General features: G+C 62.2%; 16 protein-coding genes and 1 pseudogene. 12 read left to right on the plus strand and 5 right to left on the minus strand.

Going from position 1 to position 23,735, the window contains the following annotated elements; genetic code table 11:
- The first annotated feature begins 30 nt into the window (after positions 1 to 30).
- The 6 genes and pseudogenes from ACHPFG_RS04965 (at position 31) to ACHPFG_RS04990 (ending at position 6,409) form a co-directional block, all read left to right on the plus strand.
- Positions 31 to 2,181 carry a DUF1631 domain-containing protein gene (locus ACHPFG_RS04965; protein WP_431701743.1) on the plus strand — a complete coding sequence of 717 codons (2,151 nt, stop codon included), beginning with the start codon at positions 31 to 33 and terminating at the stop codon, positions 2,179 to 2,181.
- Between the two features lie 61 nt (positions 2,182 to 2,242).
- Positions 2,243 to 2,806: a 1,6-anhydro-N-acetylmuramyl-L-alanine amidase AmpD gene (gene ampD / locus ACHPFG_RS04970; protein WP_065924088.1), complete on the plus strand. Its 564-nt coding sequence runs from the start codon at positions 2,243 to 2,245 to the stop codon at positions 2,804 to 2,806.
- Positions 2,803 to 3,639 carry a regulatory signaling modulator protein AmpE gene (gene ampE, locus ACHPFG_RS04975; RefSeq protein WP_431701744.1) on the plus strand — a complete coding sequence of 279 codons (837 nt, stop codon included), beginning with the start codon at positions 2,803 to 2,805 and terminating at the stop codon, positions 3,637 to 3,639. The genes ampD and ampE overlap by 4 nt, the downstream gene beginning before the upstream one ends.
- A 1,150-nt stretch (positions 3,640 to 4,789) precedes the next feature.
- Positions 4,790 to 4,993 (plus strand): annotated as a pseudogene (locus ACHPFG_RS04980) (HAMP domain-containing protein); the annotation flags it as partial.
- Positions 4,994 to 5,146: 153 nt separating this feature from the next.
- A complete protein-coding gene (locus ACHPFG_RS04985) occupies positions 5,147 to 5,851 on the plus strand; it encodes a methyl-accepting chemotaxis protein (protein ID WP_431703439.1) in 705 nt (234 codons plus the stop codon).
- 126 nt (positions 5,852 to 5,977) lie between these two features.
- Positions 5,978 to 6,409, plus strand: a complete 432-nt coding sequence (locus tag ACHPFG_RS04990) for a hypothetical protein (protein WP_145335377.1) — start codon at positions 5,978 to 5,980, stop codon at positions 6,407 to 6,409.
- On the opposite strand, the gene ACHPFG_RS04995 is transcribed toward ACHPFG_RS04990, so the two are convergent.
- Both ACHPFG_RS04995 and cra read right to left on the minus strand, forming a co-directional pair.
- A complete protein-coding gene (locus ACHPFG_RS04995) occupies positions 6,356 to 7,132 on the minus strand; it encodes a TatD family hydrolase (RefSeq protein WP_431701745.1) in 777 nt (258 codons plus the stop codon). The genes ACHPFG_RS04990 and ACHPFG_RS04995 overlap by 54 nt on opposite strands.
- Positions 7,133 to 7,134: 2 nt before the next feature.
- Positions 7,135 to 8,130 carry a catabolite repressor/activator gene (gene cra / locus ACHPFG_RS05000; protein WP_131698474.1) on the minus strand — a complete coding sequence of 332 codons (996 nt, stop codon included), beginning with the start codon at positions 8,128 to 8,130 and terminating at the stop codon, positions 7,135 to 7,137.
- Positions 8,131 to 8,424: 294 nt separating this feature from the next.
- Between cra and ptsP the strand changes: the two genes are divergently transcribed.
- From ptsP to ACHPFG_RS05020, 4 genes are read left to right on the plus strand one after another with little or no spacing between them, the layout of a single operon-like run.
- On the plus strand, positions 8,425 to 11,283 hold the full coding sequence (gene ptsP, locus ACHPFG_RS05005) for a phosphoenolpyruvate--protein phosphotransferase (protein ID WP_131698473.1): 2,859 nt from the start codon (positions 8,425 to 8,427) through the stop codon (positions 11,281 to 11,283).
- Complete coding sequence (pfkB, locus tag ACHPFG_RS05010; RefSeq protein ID WP_431701746.1) at positions 11,284 to 12,204, plus strand: 1-phosphofructokinase; 921 nt, start codon at positions 11,284 to 11,286, stop codon at positions 12,202 to 12,204.
- An 11-nt stretch (positions 12,205 to 12,215) separates the two neighbouring features.
- Entirely contained in the window at positions 12,216 to 13,931 is a 1,716-nt protein-coding gene (locus ACHPFG_RS05015) for a PTS fructose-like transporter subunit IIB (RefSeq protein ID WP_131698471.1), read from the plus strand.
- Between the two features lie 44 nt (positions 13,932 to 13,975).
- Complete coding sequence (locus ACHPFG_RS05020; protein ID WP_431701747.1) at positions 13,976 to 15,517, plus strand: alkaline phosphatase D family protein; 1,542 nt, start codon at positions 13,976 to 13,978, stop codon at positions 15,515 to 15,517.
- 55 nt (positions 15,518 to 15,572) lie between these two features.
- Here ACHPFG_RS05020 and ACHPFG_RS05025 read toward each other — a convergent pair whose 3' ends face one another.
- Together ACHPFG_RS05025 and ACHPFG_RS05030 are read right to left on the minus strand one after the other, a co-directional pair.
- Positions 15,573 to 18,098, minus strand: coding sequence for a PepSY domain-containing protein (locus tag ACHPFG_RS05025; RefSeq protein ID WP_431701748.1), 2,526 nt, complete (start codon positions 18,096 to 18,098; stop codon positions 15,573 to 15,575).
- Positions 18,099 to 18,230: 132 nt separating this feature from the next.
- The gene (locus ACHPFG_RS05030) at positions 18,231 to 20,534 is read right to left on the minus strand and encodes a TonB-dependent receptor (protein WP_431701749.1); all 2,304 of its coding nucleotides are present in this window, start codon (positions 20,532 to 20,534) and stop codon (positions 18,231 to 18,233) included.
- 206 nt (positions 20,535 to 20,740) lie between these two features.
- Between ACHPFG_RS05030 and ACHPFG_RS05035 the strand changes: the two genes are divergently transcribed.
- Together ACHPFG_RS05035 and ACHPFG_RS05040 are read left to right on the plus strand one after the other, a co-directional pair.
- Positions 20,741 to 21,421, plus strand: coding sequence for a Fe2+-dependent dioxygenase (locus ACHPFG_RS05035; RefSeq protein WP_145335365.1), 681 nt, complete (start codon positions 20,741 to 20,743; stop codon positions 21,419 to 21,421).
- A gap of 1 nt (position 21,422) precedes the next feature.
- Positions 21,423 to 22,172, plus strand: a complete 750-nt coding sequence (locus ACHPFG_RS05040) for a tetratricopeptide repeat protein (RefSeq protein ID WP_131698466.1) — start codon at positions 21,423 to 21,425, stop codon at positions 22,170 to 22,172.
- A gap of 49 nt (positions 22,173 to 22,221) precedes the next feature.
- Here the strand turns inward: ACHPFG_RS05040 and ACHPFG_RS05045 are convergent, their stop codons facing one another.
- Positions 22,222 to 23,385 carry a type III PLP-dependent enzyme gene (locus ACHPFG_RS05045; RefSeq protein ID WP_014716890.1) on the minus strand — a complete coding sequence of 388 codons (1,164 nt, stop codon included), beginning with the start codon at positions 23,383 to 23,385 and terminating at the stop codon, positions 22,222 to 22,224.
- Between the last annotated feature and the right edge of the window lie 350 nt (positions 23,386 to 23,735).

The raw sequence follows: 23,735 nt of genomic DNA on the forward strand, positions 1-23,735 counted from the left end.
AACGCTTTACCGCCGTTTCAGGAGGCCAGGATGCACAATGACGGAAAGGTGGTGCCGATCAACAAGGCACAAGCCACGCCATCGCCGCTCGCGCGCCTGCCGGTGGTGTTGCTGCAGGTTCGCGACAAGGCGGCGCAGCAGTTGCAGCAGGGTTTGCAGGAACTGTTCGATAACGCCGACGACACCTTGTTCGAAATGGCCGACAAGGCCCGCAACAATGTGGACCACCATATTTTCTTTGAAGCCATGCGCGACCTGCGCCTCAAGCGCAAGAATTTCGAGCGCGTGTTCATGGAGCGGCTGTTCGAAGCCTTTGGAAACCTGGGGCAGGCGGGGCGCGGTGAGCTTCAGTTGGTGCCGGTGGTGTCCTATGACGCGGCCTCAGGCACGTCCAGGGACGACCTGGAAAAAGCCGTCGCGCTTGAGGCCATGCTAGGCCGGGTGCGTCACCGCGACGGCCTGGCGCTGTCGCAACTCACTGCACGCTTGAGTGTATTGCTCGGCAATCGCCTGGACGACCGTGAGAACCCCCTGGGCCCGGCGCTGCTGTGCGAGTTTTTCCTGCGTGCCGGGCGCAGTCTGGGCGTGGAGATCCGCGTCAAGCTGATCATGCTCAAGCTGTTTGAAAAGTACGTCCTCAGTGATGCTGACCAACTGTACGGTGAAGCCAATCAACTGCTGGTCGCGACCGGCGTGTTGCCGGAACTCAAGGCCGTGCCATCCCGTCGTCCTGGCGGTCGTGCCACCCGCGATCATCATCGCGAGGAGGTATTGCCGAGCGCCGACCAACCGGTCGACGAAAATGGCCAGCAAGCCTTCACCGCCTTGCAGGCATTGTTGACCGTCGTGCGCGGTAGCGTGTCGCCTACCCTTGAAGCCAGTGCCGAACCCCAGCCCATCGCCACCCGCGATCTGCTGCGCCTGTTATCCCATTTGCAGCAGTACGTCCCGGAGCCGGACGCCGAGGATGATTTCGACCTGCGCAACCAGCTCGAGCAGTTGCTCACCCGTGTCAGCGTCAAGAGTGGCAAGTCGCGGGTGGTGGAGGATGCGGATGAAGATGTGATCAACCTGATCGCCCTACTGTTCGAATTCATCCTCAATGACCGCGCGGTGCCGGACGCCTTCAAGGCCTTGATTGGCCGCCTGCAGATCCCCATGCTGAAAGTGGCGGTGCTGGACAAGAGCTTTTTCAGTCGCCCCGGCCACCCGGCTCGGCGCCTGTTGAATGAAATCGCGACCACTGCCATGGGCTGGAGCCCCGTCGATGACTTCCAGCGCGACAGCCTGTACCTGCGCATAGAGCAGGTGGTTCAGCGTTTACTCAATGAGTTTGTTGAAGATCCGGCGATTTTTTCCCAATTGCTGACTGAATTCACAGCGTTCACCGCCGATGAGCGTCGTCGTAGCGAATTGCTTGAACAACACACCCGCAATGCTGAAGAAGCGCGCGTGCGCACTGAAGCGGCGCGTGCGCGGGTGGCTGAGGTACTGAATCGACGGATGCTGGGCAAGGTTTTGCCGCAGGCAGTGGTGCAGTTCCTGCAACAGGCCTGGAGCCAGGTGCTGTTGCTGGCCAGCCTCAAGCACGGCGAGCAGTCGGTGCAATGGCAGGCAGGGCTGCGCACCATGGATGAGCTGATCTGGAGTGTCAGCCTGCCGGCAGACACTGAAGCCGGGGTGCACTTGCTGGAGCAGTTGCCGGGGTTGCTCAAGGCACTGCGCGACGGCTTGACCAGCGCTGCATTCGACCCCTTCAGCACCCGTGATTTTTTTGTGCGCTTGCAGACCCTGCATGTCCGGCCGCCCGAGGGGGGCGATGGATGGCTCGAAGTGCGTGAGCCCTTTGTGTTCAGTGCACTGCCGCTCGATCCAGTCGAGGGCCTGCCGGACGATGATCCGGACCTGGCCAAGGTGCACCAATTGCGAATCGGTGACTGGGTCGTGTTCCAGCAGGGCCAGGCAGGCACCCTGCGGTGCAAGCTGACGGCGATCATGGCGCCGGCCAGCACCTATGTTTTCGTCGGCCGTACCGGGCTCAAGGTCCTGGAGAAGAGCGCGGGTCAACTGGCGATGGCGTTCAAACGTGGCGCGCTGCATAACCTGGACGATGAGCCGCTGTTCGAGCGGGCGCTGGCGGCCGTGGTGGGCAAGCTGCGTCAACTCAATCGCGGCAAGTGATCGCAACCACGGGGTCGAACGCGGCATACTGGTCACACTTAGTCACGTTCAAGGATCCTGTATGCAGTTGGACCCCGCCAGCGGCTGGTGCCAGGGCATTCGCCATTGCCCTTCACCCAACTTCAACGAGCGCCCGGCAGGCGAAATCTCACTGTTGGTGGTGCATAACATCAGCCTGCCACCCGCGCAGTTTGCCACCGGCAAAGTGCAGGAGTTTTTCCAGAATCGTCTGGACGTCACGGAACATCCCTACTTTGAAGGGATTGCCGACCTACGGGTGTCTGCGCATTTTCTGATTGAGCGCGATGGCACGGTGACGCAGTTTGTGTCCTGTATCGACCGGGCCTGGCATGCCGGGGTCTCGTGCTTCGAAGGGCGTGAGACGTGCAATGACTTTTCCTTGGGGATAGAGCTTGAGGGCACGGATGATTTGCCGTTCACCAACCCCCAGTATGTATCGCTGATCGACCTGACCCGTCAGTTGCTGGCAGCCTACCCAGGTATTACGCCGCAGCGTATTTGCGGCCATAGCGATATTGCTCCGGGGCGCAAGACCGATCCCGGCCCCGCTTTTGATTGGGCGCGCTTTCGCAGCGCCCTGCAGGATGGAGGACACGCACGATGAGTTTTCTGGTGTTGGTGTTGGCAGTGTGGATCGAGAAGTTCTCGGCCATGCGTCAGCGATTGCAGCGTGACGGCGGCTGGTTGCGCGAATTGGCCAAGTTGGAGTCGAGCCCGCGCACGGGCAAGCAGCCGTGGCTGATTCTGCTCCTGCTGGTGTTGCTGCCGGTGGCGTTGCTGGCGTTGTTGTTGCTGGTGCTGGAACCGGTGGCCTATGGTTTGTTGGCGCTGCCGGTGCACTTGCTGGTGGTGATCTACAGCCTGGGCCGTGGCGATCTATTGGCTGGGCTGGGGCCATTTCGTGATGCCTGGCGCCGTGGTGACCTGCAGGCGGCCGAACATGTGGCCGAGCGCGACCTGAAGCTGGGCGCCGACAGCGGCGAGCAACTGCTGGAGCGCGTCCAGGGCTATCTGTTGTGGCAGGCCTACCAGAGCTTCTTCGCCGTGATTTTCTGGTACTTCCTGTTAGGGCCGGTCGCGGCGCTGGCCTATCGACTGCTGGCGCTCGCCAGTGAGCATAGCCACAACCCTCTGGTGGCTGAGCGCGCCGGGCAGCTGCGTCACGCGTTTGACTGGTTGCCGGTGCGCTTGCTGGCGGCCAGTTTTGCGCTGGTGGGCAATTTCGTCGCGGTCAGCCGTGTCATGCTTCACGAGTTGCTGAGCTGGGACATCAGCGCGGCGCAACTGGTGGAAAAAGTCGGTCTGGTCGCCGCTGAAATCCCCCCTCCCGCCGTGGGTGCCGACGGCATCAACAGCCTGGATCGCCTGTGGGAACTGCTGCTGCGTGCGGCGGTGCTGTGGTATGCCGGCTTCGCCATCTGGACGGTGTTGCCCTGATTCCTGTGATAAGCGGGCTTGCCCCGCGCCGGGCTGCGCAGCAGCCCCCCGCAATCCTGGTTCGTTAACTTTACGTTACAAAACTCCCTTTCAAATTGAGCTATACAGACAGAGCGCCAAATAGTGGCTTTCTGCCGCCGCCCTGCGCCTCAATAAAAATAAAAGAAAGGGGAGGTCACCTGTGAAGAGCTTGCTCTATCCCGCCATCGCGCTGATGAACCGTCTTAGCTTCGGCCTGAAGTTCAGCCTGATCAGCGTGCTGTTCCTGCTGCCGATGCTGGCGACCAACTATTACCTGGTGCGTGATTCCTGGCGCGAATTCCAGGGCACTCGTGTCGAGCTGCAAAGCCTGGATTTGCTCGGCAGCAGCCTGGTCCTGCGCCGTGACCTGGAAACCCTGAATAACCAGGTGCAGATCAACGCAACGCTCGGTCAGTCCGGCAAGGCCGCTGACCTTGAGGGCAAGATCAGCACCTTGGAGCAGAGCGTGCTCGCCCGTCTGCAAGGCCTCAACCCGATGGCTGCCGAACCTGAGCAAATCGCCGCCTTTGAAGGTAAGCGTGACGAACTGATCGCGGCCTTCCAGGCCCAGCAGCAGGAAAGCTCGCTGCAGAGCAAAAGTGCGTTGATCGGCAAGTTGCTCAATAAGGCACAGATGCTCAGCCAGATCATTGCCAGCCAGTCCGGCTTGAGCCGCGACCCCCAGAGTGACTTGCGCCAACTCAGCGAACTGATCACCAGCGTCACCCCGCAGGTCACCCAGACCTTGGGAGAAGGCCGGGCGATGGGCGCCTACTCCCTGGGCCAGGGTTTTCTCAACTCATCTTCCAGTACCCGCTTCGACGAACTGCTGCAACAGTTGGAAAAGCTCCAGGCCGAATACGCCTTGAAATTGCAGGACGTCCTGGGCTCCAGCAACGCCGCGCATGCGGCACTCGACAGCCTGGCCAAGACCAGCAACGCCAGCCTCAAGCACGGCAGCGAGTTGTTCGAAGAACAGGTGGTGATGGCCGAAACCCTTGACGCTCCCTGGCAGGGTTTCTATGACAGCGTCAGCCAATTGATGGAGCACACCTATCAGCTCGATGACGCCACCCTGATGTTCCTCGGGCAGCAACTGGAGCAGCGCCTGGCGCAGAACCGTACACACATGGTGGTGCTGGTCTCGGCGCTGACGGCGGTGTTTTTGCTGATCTTCTACCTCTATGCGGGGTTCTACGCGTCTACGCGCACTACGTTGCGGCGTCTGGGGGCGATGATGGACAAGGTGGCCGCCGGCGACATGACCGTTACCTTTGTTGCCCAAAGCCGCGATGAGTTGGGTGATCTGGGCCAAGTGTTCAACGGTACCGTGGCGAAAATCCATGACTTGATCGAGCGCGTAGGGCATACCGTCAGCCAGGTCGAATTACAGGCCGGTCAAGTGGAAACGGTCTCGGCCCGGAGCAATCAGGCGGTCTCTGGCCAGCGCATGCAGATTGAGCAGGTGGCGACGGCCATGAACCAAATGTCTTCCACCGCCCAGGAGGTGGCGCGCAGTGCGGCGGCGGCGGTCAGCAGTGCCCACAGCGTCAACGATGAAACCGTCAATGGCCGTGGCCTGGTGCAATCCCAGCAGGGCAGCATTGCGCGGCTGGCCTCGGAGATCGACCAGTCGGTAAGGGTGATCAACCAATTGGCCACTGACAGCCAATCCATCAGCAGCGTCCTGGAGGTGATCAAAAGCATCGCCGAGCAGACCAACCTGCTGGCACTCAATGCTGCCATCGAGGCCGCGCGGGCCGGTGAGCAGGGACGCGGCTTTGCCGTGGTGGCCGACGAGGTGCGAACCCTGGCCCGGCGGACCCAGCATTCCACCGAAGAAATCGAACAAATGATCGGCCGCCTGCACAGCGGCGTGGCAGCGGCCGTGAAGGCCATGGGCAGCAGCCATGAAATGGCCAGCGGCACCGTGGAACAGTCGGATAAGGTCCAGCAAGCCCTGGAAAATATCCTCGGTGCCGTGGGCATGATCGTCGATCAGAATCAGCAGATCGCCGCGGCTGTGGAGCAGCAGACCGCCGTTGCTCATGACATCGACCAGAATATCGTCGAAATCAATCGTGCCGGCGAGCACGCTGCCGAAGGCGCGCATCAGACTGAAGCGGCGAGCCGGCAGCTGTCGATACAGGTGATCGAATTGAAGCAACTGATCGGGGCCTTTCGTGTGTAAGGCGATGTCGTAGGATTGGTCTTTGTTTGGTGTAGTGCCTGTCCTGATTTCCCGGAGTGCCTTTTTTGCGCGGGTGAATGAGTGAAAATTTGTGTCACTCAATCAAGGTCCAAGGGAGGCACGACGATGACCCCTGCAATCGGCATCAAGGGGCACTGCGCCCATTGCGACATCACGTTTGAACTCAAGCCTTGGCAGTTGAATGCCATCGCCATTGAAGAACCCTTTGATTGCCCGTATTGCCAGCGCATCCTGGCGTTGAACTGCCCCCGGCAGTTGCGCCATTTCAAGGCGCTGGACCACTGGGCGCTGGTACGCCCGAGCATGGCCGTGCTGACCTGCGTGGTGCTGATCGTGGCGCTGGTGATGGAGTGGGTGGGGCTGATCAGCCTGATCGGGCAACTCAATGTGTCGTTGGTGGTGCTGCTGGTGCATTTCCTGGTGTTGCGCTATGCCCGTCATCGGCAGCGCATGACCTTGAACCTGCAAGCGGTGACCCCGGTACTACCAATTGAACAGCTCGCACGCATTGCGTGTGCTCGCCTCGGCCAGCGCTAGGGGGCTGGTGCCCATGCGCTCGGCCAGGGCGGTGCAGATCGCCGGCAGGTGCTCCGGGCTATTGCGCTGGCCTGGGTACATGGCCGGGGCCATGTCGGGAGCGTCGGTTTCCAGTACGACCGCATTCAGCGGCAGGTGTGCCAGCACCTTGTGCATACGCAGGGCCTGGGGCCATGTGGCTGCGCCGCCCAGGCCAAGCTTGAACCCCAGCTTGATGTATTCGTGGGCTTCTTCCCGGCTGCCGGCAAACGCGTGGATGATGCCACCCCGTGGCAGGCGGATGCGCTTGAGCGTGGCGATCACGGCCGCATGGCTACGGCGTACGTGGAGCAGCGCCGGCAGTTGGAAGTCCACCGCCAGTTTGAGTTGGGCTTCGAACAGGCCTTGCTGGCGTTCGCGATCCAGCTGTTCAAGAAAGTAATCCAGGCCGATTTCACCCACCGCGCAGAGCTGTCGATGGCCGTGCAGGCGGGTCAGCCAGTCGCCCAACTCCGTCAGGTCGGCGGGCTTGTGGTCATCGAGATAGACCGGGTGCAGGCCAAAGGCTGCGAACAAACCTGCATCTGCCTGCACCAGATCCCACAGCCGCTGCCAATTCTGCTGATACACCCCCAACACCACCATGCGCCGCACGCCCAACGCCCGGCTGTGGGCGAGGACTTCCCGGCGATCGCTGTCGAAGTCCGGGAAATCCAGGTGGGTGTGGGTGTCGATCAGCTCCACGCTCAGGCCTCGTGGATACGCTGCTTGAAAGTCCGGCCGATGGCGTGCACGCCCGGTTGGTACTGTTCTTCTTCAATGGCGGCCAGGGCCAGGCGCAGCGCGGTGTCGGCAATCAGCTGATGTTGCTGGGCCATGGCGTTGACCGGCAGCGGCAGGAAGTCCAGCAACTGGGTGTCACCAAACGTGCCCAGGCGCAGCGGGCGTGACTTGAGCGGGAAGTCATGCAGTGCGTCGAACACGCCTTGCAGCAGCACGTAGGACGTGGTCACCAAGGCGTCAGGCAAGTGCCCCAGTTGATGCAGAAGTTGCTCCATCAGCTGTCGGCCACAGTCGCGGCTGAAGGCTTCGCCGTGTTCGACGATGACCTCGCCGGTGAAACCGTCAAGCGCTTCACGGAAGCCAGCCGCACGCTCCTGGCTGATGCTCAGCTCGGGCCGCGCGCCAATCAGCACGATCTGCTTGGGCAACGGTTGCAGCAAGCTGCTGGTCAGTTGCTGGCAGGCCTGGCGGTCGTCGCTGACCACCGAGCAGAACTGGTCCGCCCCCATCACCCGGTCGATGGCAATCACCGGCAGACCCTTGGCTTGCAGCTCGCGGTAACTGTCGTCGCTGGCCGGCAGGCAACTGGCGACGAACAGCGCGTCGCAACGGCGGGCGCGGAACAGTTGCAGCAGTTGGCGCTCGCTGTCGGCTTCATCGTCTGAGCTGGCGATCAGCAACTGATAGCCGCGTGCCCGCGCACCTTGCTCCAGCAGCTTGGCGATGCGTGCGTAACTGGGGTTTTCCAGATCCGGGAGGATGAATCCCAGGGTACGGGTATGCCGACTGCGCAGCCCGGCGGCCTGGGGGTTGGGCGTAAAGCCATGGGCTTCGACCACCGCACGCACCCGGTCGACGGTCGCGCTGCTGATGCGTTGCTGTGCGGCTTTGCCATTGATGACATAGCTGGCGGTGGTCACGGACACACCGGCCAGACGTGCAATATCACTGAGTTTCAAACCGGGATTTCCTTGTTTTTTGGAGCTCGCCCCGACATTTTGTCCAATCGTAACCGATTCCTGCACACGACCAATGTCTCAGCTCAAGTGCCGAGTGGTTCTTCAAGGATGCGCAATTAACGCGTAACCTGCCATAAATTCTAGATTAAACGTTTCAGCCAGCGTATTTTTACGACGTTAGCCACTGAGTGCCTACTGCCAATTGACTGCTCAGTCAGTTATCCCGGAACACCATTACACTGTTTTATTCAAAACAATACCTAGTGCGTCCATCGCACTAACTAGGAGAACGGCATGCTTGAGCTCACTGTAGAGCAGATTTCCATGGGCCAGGTGGCTGTGGATAAATCTGCTGCCTTGCACCTGCTCGCAGACAAACTGGTGGCTGATGGCCTGGTTGCCGAGGGTTATCTCAGCGGCTTGCAAGCCCGTGAAGCCCAAGGCTCGACCTTTCTTGGCCAAGGTATTGCCATCCCCCATGGCACCCCCGAAACCCGCGATCAGGTGTTTTCCACCGGCGTGCGCCTGTTGCAGTTCCCCGAAGGGGTGGACTGGGGCGATGGGCAGATTGTGTACCTGGCCATTGGTATTGCCGCCAAATCCGACGAACACCTGCGCCTGCTGCAACTGCTCACCCGCGCCCTCGGTGAAACCGACCTGGGCCAGGCGCTGCGCCGCGCCGGCACGGCTGAAGCCTTGCTGAAACTGCTGCAAGGCGCACCGCAGGAGCTGGCACTGGACGCGCAGATGATCAGCCTGGGCGTGTCTGCCGATGACTTCGAAGAGCTTGTGTGGAGAGGCGCGCGCCTGCTGCGCCAGGCCGATTGCGTCAGCAATGGGTTTGCCGCCGTGTTGCAGCAGGTCGATGCGCTGCCGCTGGGTGATGGCTTGTGGTGGCTGCACAGCGAGCAGACGGTCAAGCGCCCGGGCCTGGCGTTTGTCACCCCGGATAAACCCATGCGCTACCTGGGCCAGCCGCTCAATGGGCTGTTCTGCCTGGCCAGCCTGGGTGAGGCGCACCAGGCCCTGCTTGAGCGCCTGTGCGCCTTGCTGATCGAAGGTCGCGGCCAGGAATTGGGCAGCGCCACCAGCAGTCGCGCGGTGCTCGAAGTGCTCGGCGGTGAACTGCCGCCTGACTGGCCGAGCGCCCGCATCACCCTGGCCAACGCCCACGGCCTGCATGCCCGGCCGGCAAAGATCCTCGCGCAGTTGGCGAAAAGTTTTGAAGGCGACATCCGTGTGCGCATTGTCGATGGCCCGGTGGGCGCCGTGTCGGTGAAGAGCCTGAGCAAGTTGCTGAGCCTTGGCGCCCGGCGTGGCCAGGTGCTGGAGTTTGTTGCTGAACCCACGATTGCCGGCGATGCATTGCCCGCGCTGCTGGCCGCCGTCGAAGAGGGCCTGGGCGAAGAGGTCGAGCCACTGCCGACCGTGAGCGCACAGCCCGAAGCCCTTGATATCGCGCCAGTGATCAGCGCGCCACAGGCTGGCAGCCAGCTCCAGGCCATCGCCGCGGCGCCGGGCATCGCCATTGGCCCTGCACATATCCAGATTCAACAGGTGTTCGATTACCCCTTGCGCGGCGAGTCCTCGGCCATTGAGCGCCAGCGCCTGCAAGACGCCCTGGGCGATGTGCGCCGGGATATCCAGGGCCTGATCGAACGCAGCCAAGCCAAAGCCATCCGCGAGATTTTCATCACCCACCAGGAAATGCTCGACGATCCGGAACTCACCGACGAAGTCGACACCCGTCTCAAGCAAGGTGAAAGCGCACAAGCGGCGTGGATGAGCGTGATCGAAGCCGCCGCCAAACAGCAGGAATCGTTGCAGGATGCCTTGCTCGCCGAGCGCGCTGCCGACCTGCGTGACATCGGTCGCCGGGTGCTGGCGCAACTGTGCGGCGTCGAAACCGCCCAGGAGCCGAGCGAACCCTACATCCTGGTAATGGACGAAGTCGGCCCTTCCGACGTCGCGCGCCTGGACCCGGCCCGCGTCGCCGGCATCCTCACCGCCCGTGGCGGCGCAACAGCCCACAGCGCCATTGTCGCGCGTGCCCTCGGTATTCCGGCGTTGGTCGGCGCAGGCCCGGCGGTGCTGCTGCTGGCCGCCGGCACGCCGTTGTTGCTGGATGGCCAACGTGGCCGCCTGCATGTAGATCCTGACGCGGCCACCCTGCAACGCGCCACCGTCGAGCGCGATACCCGTGAGCAACGCTTGCAGGCCGCCTCGGCCCAGCGCCACGAACCGGCGCTGACCCGTGATGGTCACGCCGTGGAAGTGTTCGCCAATATCGGCGAAAGCGCAGGTGTGGCCAGCGCCGTGGAGCAGGGCGCCGAAGGCATTGGTTTGCTGCGCACCGAACTGATTTTCATGGCCCACCCGCAAGCCCCGGACGAAGCCACCCAGGAAGCCGAGTACCGCCGTGTGCTCGACGGCCTCGGGGGCCGCCCGCTGGTGGTGCGCACCCTCGATGTGGGCGGCGACAAACCGCTGCCTTATTGGCCGATTGCCGAGGAAGAAAACCCCTTCCTCGGCGTACGCGGTATTCGCCTGACCCTGCAACGCCCGCAGATCATGGAGGCGCAATTACGCGCGCTGCTGCGCTCGGCGGATAACCGCCCGTTGCGCATCATGTTCCCGATGGTCGGCAGCGTGGATGAGTGGCGTGCCGCCCGCGATATGACCGAGCGCCTGCGCCTGGAAATTCCGGTGGCCGACCTGCAACTGGGCATCATGATCGAAATCCCGTCGGCAGCCTTGCTCGCGCCGGTGCTGGCCAAGGAAGTGGACTTCTTCAGTGTCGGCACCAACGACCTGACCCAGTACACCCTGGCTATCGACCGTGGCCACCCGACCTTGTCGGCCCAGGCCGACGGCCTGCACCCGGCGGTGCTGCAACTGATCGACATCACTGTGCGCGCGGCCCATGCCCATGGCAAATGGGTCGGTGTGTGTGGCGAACTGGCGGCGGACCCGCTGGCGGTGCCGGTGCTGATCGGCCTGGGTGTGGATGAGTTGAGCGTGTCGGCCCGCAGCATTCCCGAAGTGAAGGCGCGGGTGCGTGAATTCAGTCTGAGCGAGGCCCAGGGCCTGGCGCAAAAAGCACTGGTGGTGGGCACGCCCGCCGAAGTGCGTGCCCTTGTGGAGGCCGTGTAGATGGCAAGGATTCTGACCCTGACGCTGAACCCGGCGTTGGACCTGACGGTACGCCTGGCGCACCTGGAACCGGGTGAAGTCAACCGCAGCGAAACCCTGCTCAGCCATGCCGCCGGCAAAGGCGTGAATGTGGCGCAAGTCTTGGCCGACCTGGGCCATCAAGTGACCGTGGGCGGTTTTCTCGGTGAGGACAATCCCCACGCCTTCGAGGCGCTGATTGCACAGCGTGGTTTTGCCGACGCGTTTATCCGCGTGCCCGGCGAAACCCGCAGCAATATCAAGATTGCCGAGCAGGACGGCCGGGTCACCGACATCAATGCGCCGGGGCCGTTGGTCAGTGAGCAGGCGCAGCAAGCGTTACTCGACCAATTGACCCGCATTGCGCCGGGCCATGATGCGGTGGTCGTCGCCGGCAGCTTGCCGTGTGGGGTCAGCCCGCAGTGGTTGCAGGGGCTGTTGGAACACTTGAAGCGTCTCGGCTTGAAAGTCGCTCTGGACACCAGCGGCGAGGCGCTGCGTGCCGGTCTTAAGGCGGCCCCGTGGTTGATCAAACCCAATACCGAAGAGTTGGCCGATGCCCTGGGCAATTCCACTGAGGTGATCAGCCAACTGCATCAGCAGGGTGTTGAACATGTGGTCGTCTCCGACGGTGCCGCGGGCGTGAGCTGGTACAGCCGGGCTCCCACCCTGCATGCCACGCCGCCCAAGGTCACGGTGGCCAGTACGGTCGGTGCAGGCGATTCGTTGCTGGCCGGCATGCTCCACGGCTTGCTCAGTGGTGAGGCGCCGGAACACACCCTGCGCCGCGCCACGGCAATTGCCGCCATGGCGGTGAGTCAGATCGGTTTTGGCATCAGCGACGCCGAGCAGTTGGCGCGTCTTGAAAGCGGCGTCGCTGTACGCCCGCTGACAGAACAATAAGAGGGTTTGTCATGAAGTTAGCCATTGTTACTGCCTGCCCGAACGGCATGGTCACCAGTGTGCTGTGCGCCCGCTTGCTGGACGCCGCCGCGCAACGCCAGGGCTGGAGCACCAGCGTCGAGGTGGTGGATGTGCAGCGCCCCGAGCGCCAGTTGTCCCAGGCCACGATCGACGACGCCGAATGGGTGTTGCTGGTCAGCAGCACCGCGGTGGATATGCAGCGGTTTGTCGGCAAGCGGGTGTTCCAGAGCACACCGGCCCAGGCGCTGGCGGATGTCGAAGCGGTGTTGCGCCGGGGCGCTGAGGAAGCCCAGGAGTATGTCGTCAGCCAAGCAGCGGCTGCGTCGAAGCATGCCCCGCGTATCGTCGCGATTACCGCCTGCCCGACCGGCGTGGCCCATACCTTCATGGCCGCCGAGGCCCTGCAACAGACCGCCAAGCGCCTGGGCTATGACTTGCAGGTCGAGACCCAGGGCTCGGTCGGTGCGCGTACGCCGTTGAGCCCCGAGGCCATCGCCAATGCCGATGTGGTACTGCTGGCGGCCGACATCGAAGTCGCCACCGAGCGTTTCGCCGGCAAGAAGATCTACCGCTGTGGCACCGGTATTGCGCTCAAGCAATCCGAGGCGACCCTCAACAAGGCCCTGGCCGAAGGCGCGGTGGAAAGTGCCGCCAGTGGTACCGTGGCCAAGCAAGAAAAAACCGGCGTCTACAAACACCTGCTGACCGGTGTGTCGTTCATGTTGCCGATGGTGGTGGCGGGCGGTTTGCTGATCGCCTTGTCGTTTGTGTTCGGCATTCATGCGTTTGAACAGGAAGGCACCCTCGCGGCTGCGCTGAAAACCGTCGGCGACCGTGCCTTTATGCTGATGGTGCCGTTGCTGGCGGGTTATATCGCTTACTCGATTGCCGACCGCCCGGGCATTGCCCCCGGCATGATCGGTGGCTTGTTGGCGGGTACGTTGGGGGCCGGTTTTATCGGCGGGATCTTCGCCGGTTTTCTCGCCGGTTATTGCGTCAAGCTGATCACCCGTGCGGTGAAGTTGCCGCAGAGCCTGGAAGCACTCAAGCCGATCCTGATCATCCCGTTGCTGGCGAGCCTGTTTACGGGCTTGGCGATGATCTACCTGGTGGGGCCGCCGGTGGCGCGCATGCTCACAGGCCTGACCGATTTTCTCGCGACCATGGGCACCACCAATGCGGTGCTGCTGGGCATCTTGTTGGGCGGCATGATGTGTGTCGATCTGGGCGGGCCGATCAACAAGGCGGCGTATGCGTTTTCCGTCGGCTTGCTGGCGGCACAGAGCGGCGCACCGATGGCCGCGACCATGGCGGCCGGCATGGTGCCGCCAATCGGCATGGGCATCGCCACGTTCCTGGCGCGACGCAAGTTTGCCCAGACTGAACGCGAGGCCGGCAAGGCCGCGATGATTCTGGGCATGTGCTTTATCTCCGAAGGCGCGATCCCGTTTGCCGCCAAGGACCCGTTGCGCGTGATCCCGGCCAGCATCGCCGGTGGCGCGTTGACCGGTGCTCTGTCGATGTACTTCGGCTGCAAACTGGCCGCCCCCCATGGCGGCCTGTTTGTGTTGATCATTCCGAATGCGATGAACCATGCGCTGCTGTACTTGCTGGCGATTGTCGCCGGTAGCCTGCTGACCGGTTTGGTGTATGCGCTGATCAAGCGTCCGGAAGCGGCCGAGCTGGCTGTCGCACCGGTGTCATAACCGCATGCTTTAGTGGCCCTTTTGATATTCAAGAGGGCACCTGCATGAGCCACTTCGATCTCGGCCGTCGCCGTGTGATGCAAGCCGTCGGCGCCGGCCTGTTGCTGCCGGGCCTGGCCCCGGCGGTGATCGCGTCGGTCAAGGACCGGCCGCAACTCACCGACGGTGTGCAGTCCGGCGATATGCTGGGCGACCGCGCGATGATCTGGAGCCGCAGCGACCGCCCGGCGAAGATGGTGGTGGAGTGGGACACCCGCAGCGTGTTCAGCAACCCGCGCAAATTCGTCTCGCCCCTGGCCGACAGCCGCACCGACTTTACCGCCCGCGTCGAACTCACCGGGCTGCCCGCCGACCAGGCGATTTTCTATCGCGTGCATTTTGAAGACGCCCAGACTGGCGTCGCCAGCGAGCCGTGGTTCGGCCACCTGCGCAGCGTGCCGCAACAGCGTCGCGACATCCGGTTTGTGTGGAGTGGCGACACCGTCGGCCAGGGCTTCGGCATCAACCCGGACATCGGCGGCATGCGTATCTACGAAGCCATGCGCCTGCGCCTGCCGGACTTCTTTATCCACAGCGGCGACACCATCTACGCCGACGGCCCGGTACCCGCGCAATTGCCCACCGAGGGCGGGCGTATCTGGCGCAATATCACCACCGAAGCCAAGAGCAAAGTCGCCGAAACCCTCGACGAATATCGCGGCAACTACCGCTACAACCTGCTGGATGAAAATGTGCGTCGCTTCAATGCCGAAGTGCCGCAGATCTGGCAGTGGGACGACCACGAAGTGGTGAATAACTGGTCGCCCGGCAAGCAGCTCGACGAGCGCTACCAGACCAAGGACATCCATGCCTTGGTCGGCCGTGCACGCCAGGCCTGGCTGGAATATTCACCCATGCGCCGGCAGAGCGCAGACGGCGGCGGGCGGATTTACCGCAAGCTCAGCTATGGCCCGCTGCTGGATGTATTCGTGCTCGACATGCGCAGCTATCGCGGCCCCAACGATGACAACCTGGGCGGCGCAAAACCCTTCCTCGGCCGCGAGCAGTTGGACTGGCTCAAGCGCGAACTCAAGGCCTCACAGGCGCAGTGGAAGGTGATCGCCGCCGACATGCCCATCGGCCTCGGCGTGCCCGACGGCGAAGTCAGCCCCGGCGTGCCGCGCTGGGAAGCCATTGCCAACAATGACCCAGGCCCGGCGCAAGGTCGCGAGCTGGAAATCGCCGAATTACTCGGCTTTCTACGCGCGCAGAAGGTGCGCAACCATGTGTGGCTGACGGCCGATGTGCATTACTGCGCGGCCCATCACTACCACCCGGATCGTGCGGCGTTCCAGGATTTTGAACCGTTCTGGGAGTTTGTCGCCGGGCCTCTGAATGCGGGCAGCTTCGGCCCCAATCCACTGGATAAAACCTTTGGCCCTGAGGTGGTGTTCGAGAAGGCCCCGCCCGCGCAGAACACCTCGCCGTTTGCCGGGTTTCAGTTTTTTGGCGAAGTGCAGATTGATGGGCAGACAGCGGAGTTGACCGTGATTTTGCGCGACCTGGATGGGGTCTCGGTGTTCGAACAGAAGCTGCAACCCACCTGACTTGAAATGCGATCCCAATGTGGGAGGGGGCAACCCCCTCCCACATTGGATCACATCAATAGACGTCTCGACGGTAACGGCCCTGTTCGATCAAGCGCTCCACCGCTTCACTCCCCAGGATGTCGACCAGCGCCTGGTCCACGCCCGTCGCCATCCCCTGCAAGCTCCCGCACACATAAATCGCCGCGCCGTCCGCGAGCCATTTACGCAGGACATCGGCGGATTCGCGCAGGCGATCCTGCACGTAGATTTTCTCCTCCTGATCCCGGGAAAATGCCAGGTCCAGCAGGGCCAGATCACCACTGGTCAGCCAGCCTTGCAGCTCATCCCGGCACAGGAAGTCGTGGGCGATGGTGCGTTCGCCGAACAGCAGCCAGTTGCGCTGCTGGCCTTCGGCAATGCGTGCCATGAGCAAGCTGCGCAAACCGGCCAGGCCGGTACCATTGCCGAGCAGAATCAGCGGTATGGGCGCGTCCGGCAGGTGGAAGCCACTGTTGCGGCGCAGGCGCAGGCTGATCGTCGAGCCAATGGCGGCATGTTCGGTGAGCCAACCGGAGCCCACACCCAGGCTGCCGTCGGGGTGGCGTTCCTGACGCACGATCAATTCCAGCACGCCGTCGCTGGCAATCGAGGCGATGGAGTATTCGCGCATGCCCAGGGGGGCGAGCGCATTCACCAGCGCTTGGGCATGCAAGCCCACCAGATGTGCGCGGTTGTCCGGCAGTTGGCGGGTCGCCAGGGCTTGGTTGAGGGTGTGTGCGAAGCCGTCGACCAGCACGCCGTCGGTGCCGGTCAGGCCCAGGCCTTCGAGGAAGTGCTCGATGGCCCCCAGGCAATTGCGCGGCAGGATTTCCACCAGGTCGCCGGCCAGCCAACGTTGCGGCGATGGTGAGGTGAGGCCCAGCAGGTAGACGCCCGAGCTGGCGCTCCCAGGGTTCAGCAGGGTGCGCTGGCTCAGTGTCCAGTTTTCATATTGGGCGGTCGGCCAGGCCGCCGCCGGTGCGTGGCCGGTCAGTTGGCCAAGCTGTTGTTGCCAGTGCAGCAGGGCGGCCGTGTCGCCGCTGTCGACTTCCACTGGGGCGAACAACGGGTTGCCGCCTTGGTGGGTCAGCCAGAAGTGCAGGCGACGGGCGAAGCCGCAGAAGTGTTCGTATTGGCGATCACCCAGGGCCAGTACCGAGTAGTTCAGGCCCTTGAGCGACAGATCCTGGCCGAGCACGCTGCGCTCGAAACCGCGGGCGCTGTCGGGGGCTTCGCCGTCGCCGAAGGTGCTGACTACGAACAACGCATTTTCCGACTGACGCAAGTCGTCCTGGCTGACACTGCCCAATGGCTGCACCTTCACCGGCAGGCCGGCCGCCTGCAATTGTCCGGCGGTCTGCCAGGCCAGTTGCTCGGCAAACCCGCTCTGGCTGGCAAAGCCGATCAGCCAGGCCGGGGCATCACAGCGGTTGGCACTGAGGCCTTTGCGCGCGTCGCGCACCTGGCGTTTTTTACGCCGACGGTCCAGGTACAGCAGCCAGCCGGTGATGAAGAACAACGGCATGAGTAGCGAGCTGACGGTGAGGATAATGCGCCCCGCCAGGCCGAAATAACTGCCGGTGTGCAGCGCGTAGAGGCTGGTCAGTAACTGCGACTTAAAGGTTTTGTCGGCGTACGCGTCATGGGATTTGACCTCGCCGGTAGCCGGGTCCAGGTTGATCTGGTTCAGTGCGCGGTTGTGGGGAGAGTCTTTGAGCAGGTAATAGACGATGGCGGGTTGCCCGGCGACGGCTGGCATGCGGATGTTATAGGCACTCAAGCCTGGGCCGGCATTGCTGTAGATGCTGCTCCAGATTGCGTCGTAGTTGGCTACGGGGGCCGGGCCTGCGGGCGGCGGACCGCGCTTGCGCATCCGTTCATTTTGCGGCGCGTCGGACAGCAGTTTGGTCAGGCCCTGGCTGTACCAGTCGTAGGACCAGGACAGACCGGTCAGTGCCGCCAGCAGGTAGGCCAGCAGGCACCAAGTGCCGAACACCGAATGCAAATCCCAGTTGAAGCTGCGGCCCTTTTTGCGCCAGTCCAGCGTCAGCCAGGCACGCCAGTTGGCGACCTGGCGCGGCCAGCGCAGGTACAGGCCGGACAGGCAGAAGAACACCAGGATCAGTGTGCAGGCGCCGGTGATCTGCCGGCCGGTTTCGCCCATGGCCAAAAAGCGGTGCAGTTGCAGGATAAAGCCGAGCACATCCTGGCCGACCGCGTCGCCCATGTAGTCCCCGGTGTAGGGGTCGAAATAGCGCATCTGGCCGCGGCGCTCACCCGGCGGCGGGGTGAAGAACACGCGGGCGGCGTTGCCGCTTTCGCTTTCCACCCACAGCATGGACACGGTCTTGCCTTCGGTGGCTTCCAGCTTGCGCACCAGCTCGGCGGGCGGCAGCACGCCGGCTTCGCGCTTCTCCACGCTCAACACGCTCGGGTTGAGCGCGCGCAGAATCTCATCCTGAAACGAGACCGCAGCCCCGGTGATCCCCATCAAGGCCAGCACCAGCCCGGCAGTGATGCCGAAGAACCAGTGCAACTGGAACAGGGTTTTCTTCAACACGTCGGACCGCCTCGTCTATCTGAATATGTAGGGCACGGCGCGCATTATGCCGTGGGTTGTCGAGAAACATTCTGTTTGACACGCAAAAGCCCCACGCATCCGATGCGTGGGGCTTTGTGGGCTGCTGACCGTTTAGAAGTGGAAGCTTGTGGACAGCAGCGCCGTGCGGCCCGCCGCCTGGTTGGCGAAGTGCGAGGCGTAGGCTTTGTCGTAGTAGGTCTTGTCTGTCAGGTTCTGCACGTTCAGTTGCAGGTCGACGTTCTTGGTCAGCTTATAGCTGGCCATGGCGTCGTAGCGTATGTAGGACGGCACATACACGGTGTTGGCCGCATCGCCGTAAACCTGATCGACGTAGAACGCGCCACCGCCGATGGTCAGCTTCGGGGTCACGTTATAGGTGGTCCACAGGCTGAACGAGTTCTCCGGCGTGTTGGGCATTTGGTTGCCTTTGTTGGAACCTGCCTGGACGACGCCCTGGCGGTTGCCGTTTTTGCCTGGGTCAACCAGTTCGGCTTTCAGGTAGCTGTAGCCGGCGAATACTTGCCAGAGCTCTGTGATCTTGCCGCTGGCGGACAGTTCCAGGCCATCGACCCGCGATTCGCCCGCCGTTTCGTAGGTGTTGGAGTCCACCAGGATGCGGGTGTTTTTCTTCTCGGTACGGAACACTGCGGCAGACAGGGACAGGCGGTTGTGGAACAGGTCCCACTTGGTGCCCAGCTCGTAGTTGACGGTTTCTTCGGGCTTGAGGTCGCTGGTGTTGATGCCGGTAGGAATCGCATTGCTGTCGACCCCTTCGCCCACCAGTCCACCTGCCGGTGAGGCCGAGGTCGCGTAGGAGGTGTAGATGCTGCCGTTCTCCAAAGGCTTCCAGACCAGGCCGGCCTGCCAGTTGAAGAACTGGCTGTCGTCCTTGACCTTGCTGCGTGCCTTCACGGTCGCGCTGGGCACTGCGTTGATGTTTGCTTCGGTGTCGAAGGTGTCGTAGCGCAGGCCGACGTTCAGCAGCCATTTCGGGTCCAGCTCAATGGTGTCGAACACATAGGCGGCACGGCTGGTGGCCTTGGTGTTGGTGCCGTTGTAGTTGCGCGCGATGCTTCCGGTCCAGGCGTCGTCTGGATTCGGGTTGCTCAGCGAGGTGCATTGGCCACCCCGGCCGCCGCCGGCCACGGTGCATGTCGGGTTGGTGTTCGGTGTGACGGTGTAACCACTGACGCGGGTTTCTTCGCCGGTGAACTCCAGGCCGGTGGAGTAGCTGTGCTTGAAGCCAAGCGCCTGGAAGTTGCCGAACAGATCTGTCTGGTTGGTGGTGGTCGTGGTGGTGGAGACGCGAGTGTTCGCGCGACGCCACACCGTGCCGAAACGGTTGACGTTGCGTTGGCTATCGTCCGGCTGGGTAAGCACGTAGTCCTGGCCGGTGCTGCCATGGCGCAGGGTGTTTTTCAGCGTCATGTCGTCGTTCAGGTCGTGCTCGATGGAGAACGTGCTGATGTCCGCGCGGGTCTTGCGGAAGTCGCGGTCCTTGAGACCGTAGAAGTTATTGCTGTCGCCGCCGTCGGTGGGTTTGTCGTGCGCGTGGGTGGTGGCGGTCGCAGAGCTGTAGCCATACGGAATGCCCGAATCCGGCAGGTCATTGCTTTCCATATGGTAGTAGCTGAGGTTGACGCGGGTCGGCGTGCCCAACCCAAAGGTCAGCGATGGGGCCACTCCCCAGCGGTCGTAATTTACAGCGTCACGGCCAGCCACGTTCTGCTCGTGGCTCATCAGGTTCAGGCGGAACGCGGCGCTGTCGTCGAGGAATTGACGGTTCACATCGAGTACATAACGGCGGGTCTGATCGGAGCCGTAAGTGAAGCCGCCGTTGGTGAAGTCCCGGGCTTGCGGGGTCTTGCTCACCAGGTTGAGGCTGCCACCGGCCGAGCCACGACCGCCGAAGGAGGAGTTCGGGCCTTTGCTGACTTCGATGGACTCGATGTCGAAAATCTCACGGCTCTGGCCGCCAGTGTCGCGCACGCCGTCCAGGTAGGTGTCGCCCTGGGCGTCGAAACCACGGATGAATGGACGGTCGCCCTGCGGGTTGCCGCCTTCGCCAGCGCCGAAGGTAATCCCCGGTACGGTGCGCAGGGCATCCTGCAACGAGGTGGCGGCGGTATCCTTGAGGACTTGTTGTGGCACCACGGTCACCGAGCGCGGCGTATCCACCAGCGGCGCGGTGTATTTTTGCGACGAGGCTTTTTCGACCTGGTAAGCGGTGTTGTCCTGTTCTTCGCCGGTGATGCTGGTGGCGCCGAGGGAGATGCTGTTGCGCTGGCCTTTTTGTTCAGTGTCTTCGGCCGCCTGCGCCAGATGGGCGACAGAGCTGGCGCTGAGCGCAACGCCGATGGCCGAAGCCAGCATACGGGGTGAAGCAACAGGTGTTTTTGTGGTGGTGCGCGACATGACGTGTCCTTTCCCCAAGGATGTGAGGCGGCGGAATATAGGGTGAACAAGACTTTCTATCAATTGCGATACATTACTATTCGCGCTGAATTTACATTCTTTACACTTTTGGCTTACGGTTTTTACGATCTCGTTCGTCTTTGGCGTTTTACAGGGCGGATAAGAATCAATACCATTAGCGCCTCTTTGCCTACAGGTATTGCCCCATGTTGCTGCACATTCCCGGCCTGTTCTCTCGCGAGGAAGTGCAGCGCATCCGCCACGCCCTGGAAACCGCCGATTGGGCCGATGGCAAAATCACCGCCGGGCACCAGTCCGCCAAAGCCAAGCACAACCTGCAATTGCCCGAAGGCCACCCACTGGCCAAGGAAATCGGCGCGGCGATGCTCGAAAGATTGTGGAAAAACCCTCTCTTTATGTCGGCAGCGTTACCGCACAAGGTCTTCCCGCCGCTGCTCAATTGCTACACGGCCGGTGGCAGCTTCGACTTCCATATCGACAATGCCGTGCGCCAGGCCAGGGGCAGCCATGAGCGGGTGCGTACGGACCTGTCGTCCACGCTGTTCTTCAGCGACCCGGACGACTATGACGGCGGCGAACTGGAGATCCAGGACACCTTCGGCCTGCAGCGCGTGAAGTTGCCGGCCGGCGACATGGTGCTGTACCCCGGCTCCAGCCTGCACAAAGTCAACGCCGTGACCCGTGGTGCGCGCTATGCCTCGTTTTTCTGGACCCAAAGCCTGGTGCGTGAAGACAGCCAGCGTACGCTGCTGTTCGAGATGGACGGCGCCATCCAGCAACTGACCCGCGATGTACCTGATCACCCGGCCCTGATCCAACTCACCGGCACCTATCACAACCTGTTGCGTCGTTGGGTCGAGGTCTGACATGGGCTTTTTATTGCGCCGCGAAGAAGTGCTCAACGTTGAGCAATTGCAGGGCATGCTCGACGACTCGCCGGTGCGCGCGGCCCAGGCGATTTTGATCGCGGCCAAGGAGGGCGTGGTGGATGCCCAGGCCTTGCTCGGGCAAATCCTGCTGGAAGGCCGCGGTATAGCGCGCGATGAAGCGCTGGCGCTGCGTTGGTTCCAGATTGCGGCGCAGGGTGGGCATTTAATGGCGCGCAATATGGCCGGGCGTTGCCGGGAGCATGGCTGGGGGTGTGCCATCGACGAAACGGCGGCTGCGCGGGAATATCGGTTGGCGGCAGACGCGGGATTGGATTGGGGCCAGTACAACTATGCCAATCTGCTGGCGACGGGGCGGGGTGTTGCCGAGAACCCACAGCAAGCGCTGGCCCTGTATCGGCAAGCCGCAGAACAGGGCCATGCCAAGTCGATGAACCTGCTGGGGCGCTATCTGGAAGACGCTCAGGTTTGCCCGAGGGACCTGGAGGCGGCTGTCGAGTGGTATCGACGTTCAGCCGAGGCCGGGGATTTTCGCGGGCAGTTCAGCTATGCGGCGGTGTTGGCCGACAGGGGCCAGGTCGAGGCGGCGTTGGCGTGGTTGCGCAAGGCGCTGGCGGGCGGAAATCTCAAGTTCCTGCGAACAGCCCACAAGGCCTTGGCTGCGGCGAGTGATCCGCAGGTTAGAGCGCTGGCCGAGGCCTACCGCCAACGGGCCGTGAGCCTTTCCTGAGGCATAAAAAAACCCATGATATGTCATGGGTTTTTTGTGCGCAGCCGTCTTACACGTAGAACGACTTCAGCGGCGGAAAGCCATTGAACTCAACCGCGCTGTAGCTGGTGGTGTAGGCACCGGTCGACAGCCAGTACAAACGATCACCGATCGCCAGGTTCAGCGGCAGGCCGTACTTGTAGTTTTCGTACATGATGTCGGCGCTGTCGCAGGTCGGGCCGGCGATGACCACTTCTTCCATCTCGCCTTTCTTCTCGGTCCAGATCGGGAACTTGATGGCTTCGTCCATGGTTTCGATCAGGCCGGAGAACTTGCCCACATCCGTGTACACCCAACGCTCGACGGCAGTACGGGATTTACGTGCAACCAATACCACCTCACTGACCAGGATACCGGCGTTGGCGATCAAGGAGCGGCCTGGTTCGAGGATGATTTCCGGCAGGTCATCGCCGAAGTCTTCCTTGAGGAAACGGATGATCTCTTCGGCGTAGGTTTCCAGGCTGTTGGTGCGGGTGATGTAGTTGGCCGGGAAGCCACCGCCCATGTTGATCAGCTTGAGGTGGATGCCGTCTTCTTCCTTCAGGCGTTCGAAGATCACTTTGACCTTGGCGATTGCCGCGTCCCACACGCTGATGTCGCGTTGCTGCGAGCCAACGTGGAACGAAATACCGTACGGCACCAGGCCCAGGTCACGAGCGAGGATCAGCAGGTCCATGGCCATGTCGGTCTGGCAGCCGAATTTGCGCGACAGAGGCCAGTCAGCGGTGGTCGAGCCTTCGGTGAGGATACGTACATACACTTTCGAGCCCGGTGCGGCCTTGGCGATGTTGCGCAGGTCGGCTTCGGAGTCGGTGGAGAACAGGCGCACGCCCTTCTCGTAGAAGTAGCGGATGTCCTTGGATTTCTTGATGGTGTTGCCGTAGCTGATACGGTCGGCGCTGACGCCACGGTCCATGACCTTGTCCAGCTCATAGATCGAGGCGATGTCGAAGCTCGAACCCTTGTCTTTCAACAGGTCGATGATCTCGACGGCAGGGTTGGCCTTGACCGCGTAATACACCTTGGCGAATTCGAAACCGGCGCGCAGGTCATCGTAGGCCTGGCTGATCATCGCGGTGTCGATCACCACGAACGGGGTTTCTTGCTTGTCGGCGAACGCCTTCATTTTGTCAAAAGTGGCGCGCGCGAAATAATCTTCGACGTTGATCGACATGCTGGGAACTCCTAAGGGCAAACTAAATTGATCAATGGGTGCAAATGAACGTCCTCCGTATCCCCACTTTGGTTCGCCTACTTCCCAAGGCATGTCGCCGAAAGCAAAAAGGCCATGGGAACAACCGCTTCCCTTGGCCTTGCTGTCTCGTCGTCAGTACTTGAGCCGGATGGATCGTTTCCAGCATGGACGTTCGGCGCGAACTTTAGGACGTGAGGGGCCATAGATCAACTAAAAATGTCGCGTTTTTGCACGCGTTCGTCGCGGGACCACGTGCAGCTACTTATGTAACCGACACGTGTGACGGAATGATGTTCCCCGGATGGGGATAATTGAAGGTATTTCCCTGA

Origin of the sequence: Pseudomonas sp. BR20 (genome assembly GCF_050780135.1) — a bacterium.
Taxonomy (GTDB): Bacteria; Pseudomonadota; Gammaproteobacteria; order Pseudomonadales; family Pseudomonadaceae; genus Aquipseudomonas.

Bases quoted from the DNA above. Each gene is read 5' to 3' on its own strand.
- ACHPFG_RS04965 (WP_431701743.1), top strand. From the start codon at position 31: ATGCACAATGACGGAAAGGTGGTGCCGATCAACAAGGCACAAGCCACG.
- ampD (WP_065924088.1), top strand. From the start codon at position 2,243: ATGCAGTTGGACCCCGCCAGCGGCTGGTGCCAGGGCATTCGCCATTGC.
- ampE (WP_431701744.1), top strand. From the start codon at position 2,803: ATGAGTTTTCTGGTGTTGGTGTTGGCAGTGTGGATCGAGAAGTTCTCG.
- ACHPFG_RS04985 (WP_431703439.1), top strand. From the start codon at position 5,147: ATGTCTTCCACCGCCCAGGAGGTGGCGCGCAGTGCGGCGGCGGCGGTC.
- ACHPFG_RS04990 (WP_145335377.1), top strand. From the start codon at position 5,978: ATGACCCCTGCAATCGGCATCAAGGGGCACTGCGCCCATTGCGACATC.
- ptsP (WP_131698473.1), top strand. From the start codon at position 8,425: ATGCTTGAGCTCACTGTAGAGCAGATTTCCATGGGCCAGGTGGCTGTG.
- pfkB (WP_431701746.1), top strand. From the start codon at position 11,284: ATGGCAAGGATTCTGACCCTGACGCTGAACCCGGCGTTGGACCTGACG.
- ACHPFG_RS05015 (WP_131698471.1), top strand. From the start codon at position 12,216: ATGAAGTTAGCCATTGTTACTGCCTGCCCGAACGGCATGGTCACCAGT.
- ACHPFG_RS05020 (WP_431701747.1), top strand. From the start codon at position 13,976: ATGAGCCACTTCGATCTCGGCCGTCGCCGTGTGATGCAAGCCGTCGGC.
- ACHPFG_RS05030 (WP_431701749.1), bottom strand. From the start codon at position 20,534: ATGTCGCGCACCACCACAAAAACACCTGTTGCTTCACCCCGTATGCTG.
- ACHPFG_RS05035 (WP_145335365.1), top strand. From the start codon at position 20,741: ATGTTGCTGCACATTCCCGGCCTGTTCTCTCGCGAGGAAGTGCAGCGC.
- ACHPFG_RS05040 (WP_131698466.1), top strand. From the start codon at position 21,423: ATGGGCTTTTTATTGCGCCGCGAAGAAGTGCTCAACGTTGAGCAATTG.
- ACHPFG_RS05045 (WP_014716890.1), bottom strand. From the start codon at position 23,385: ATGTCGATCAACGTCGAAGATTATTTCGCGCGCGCCACTTTTGACAAA.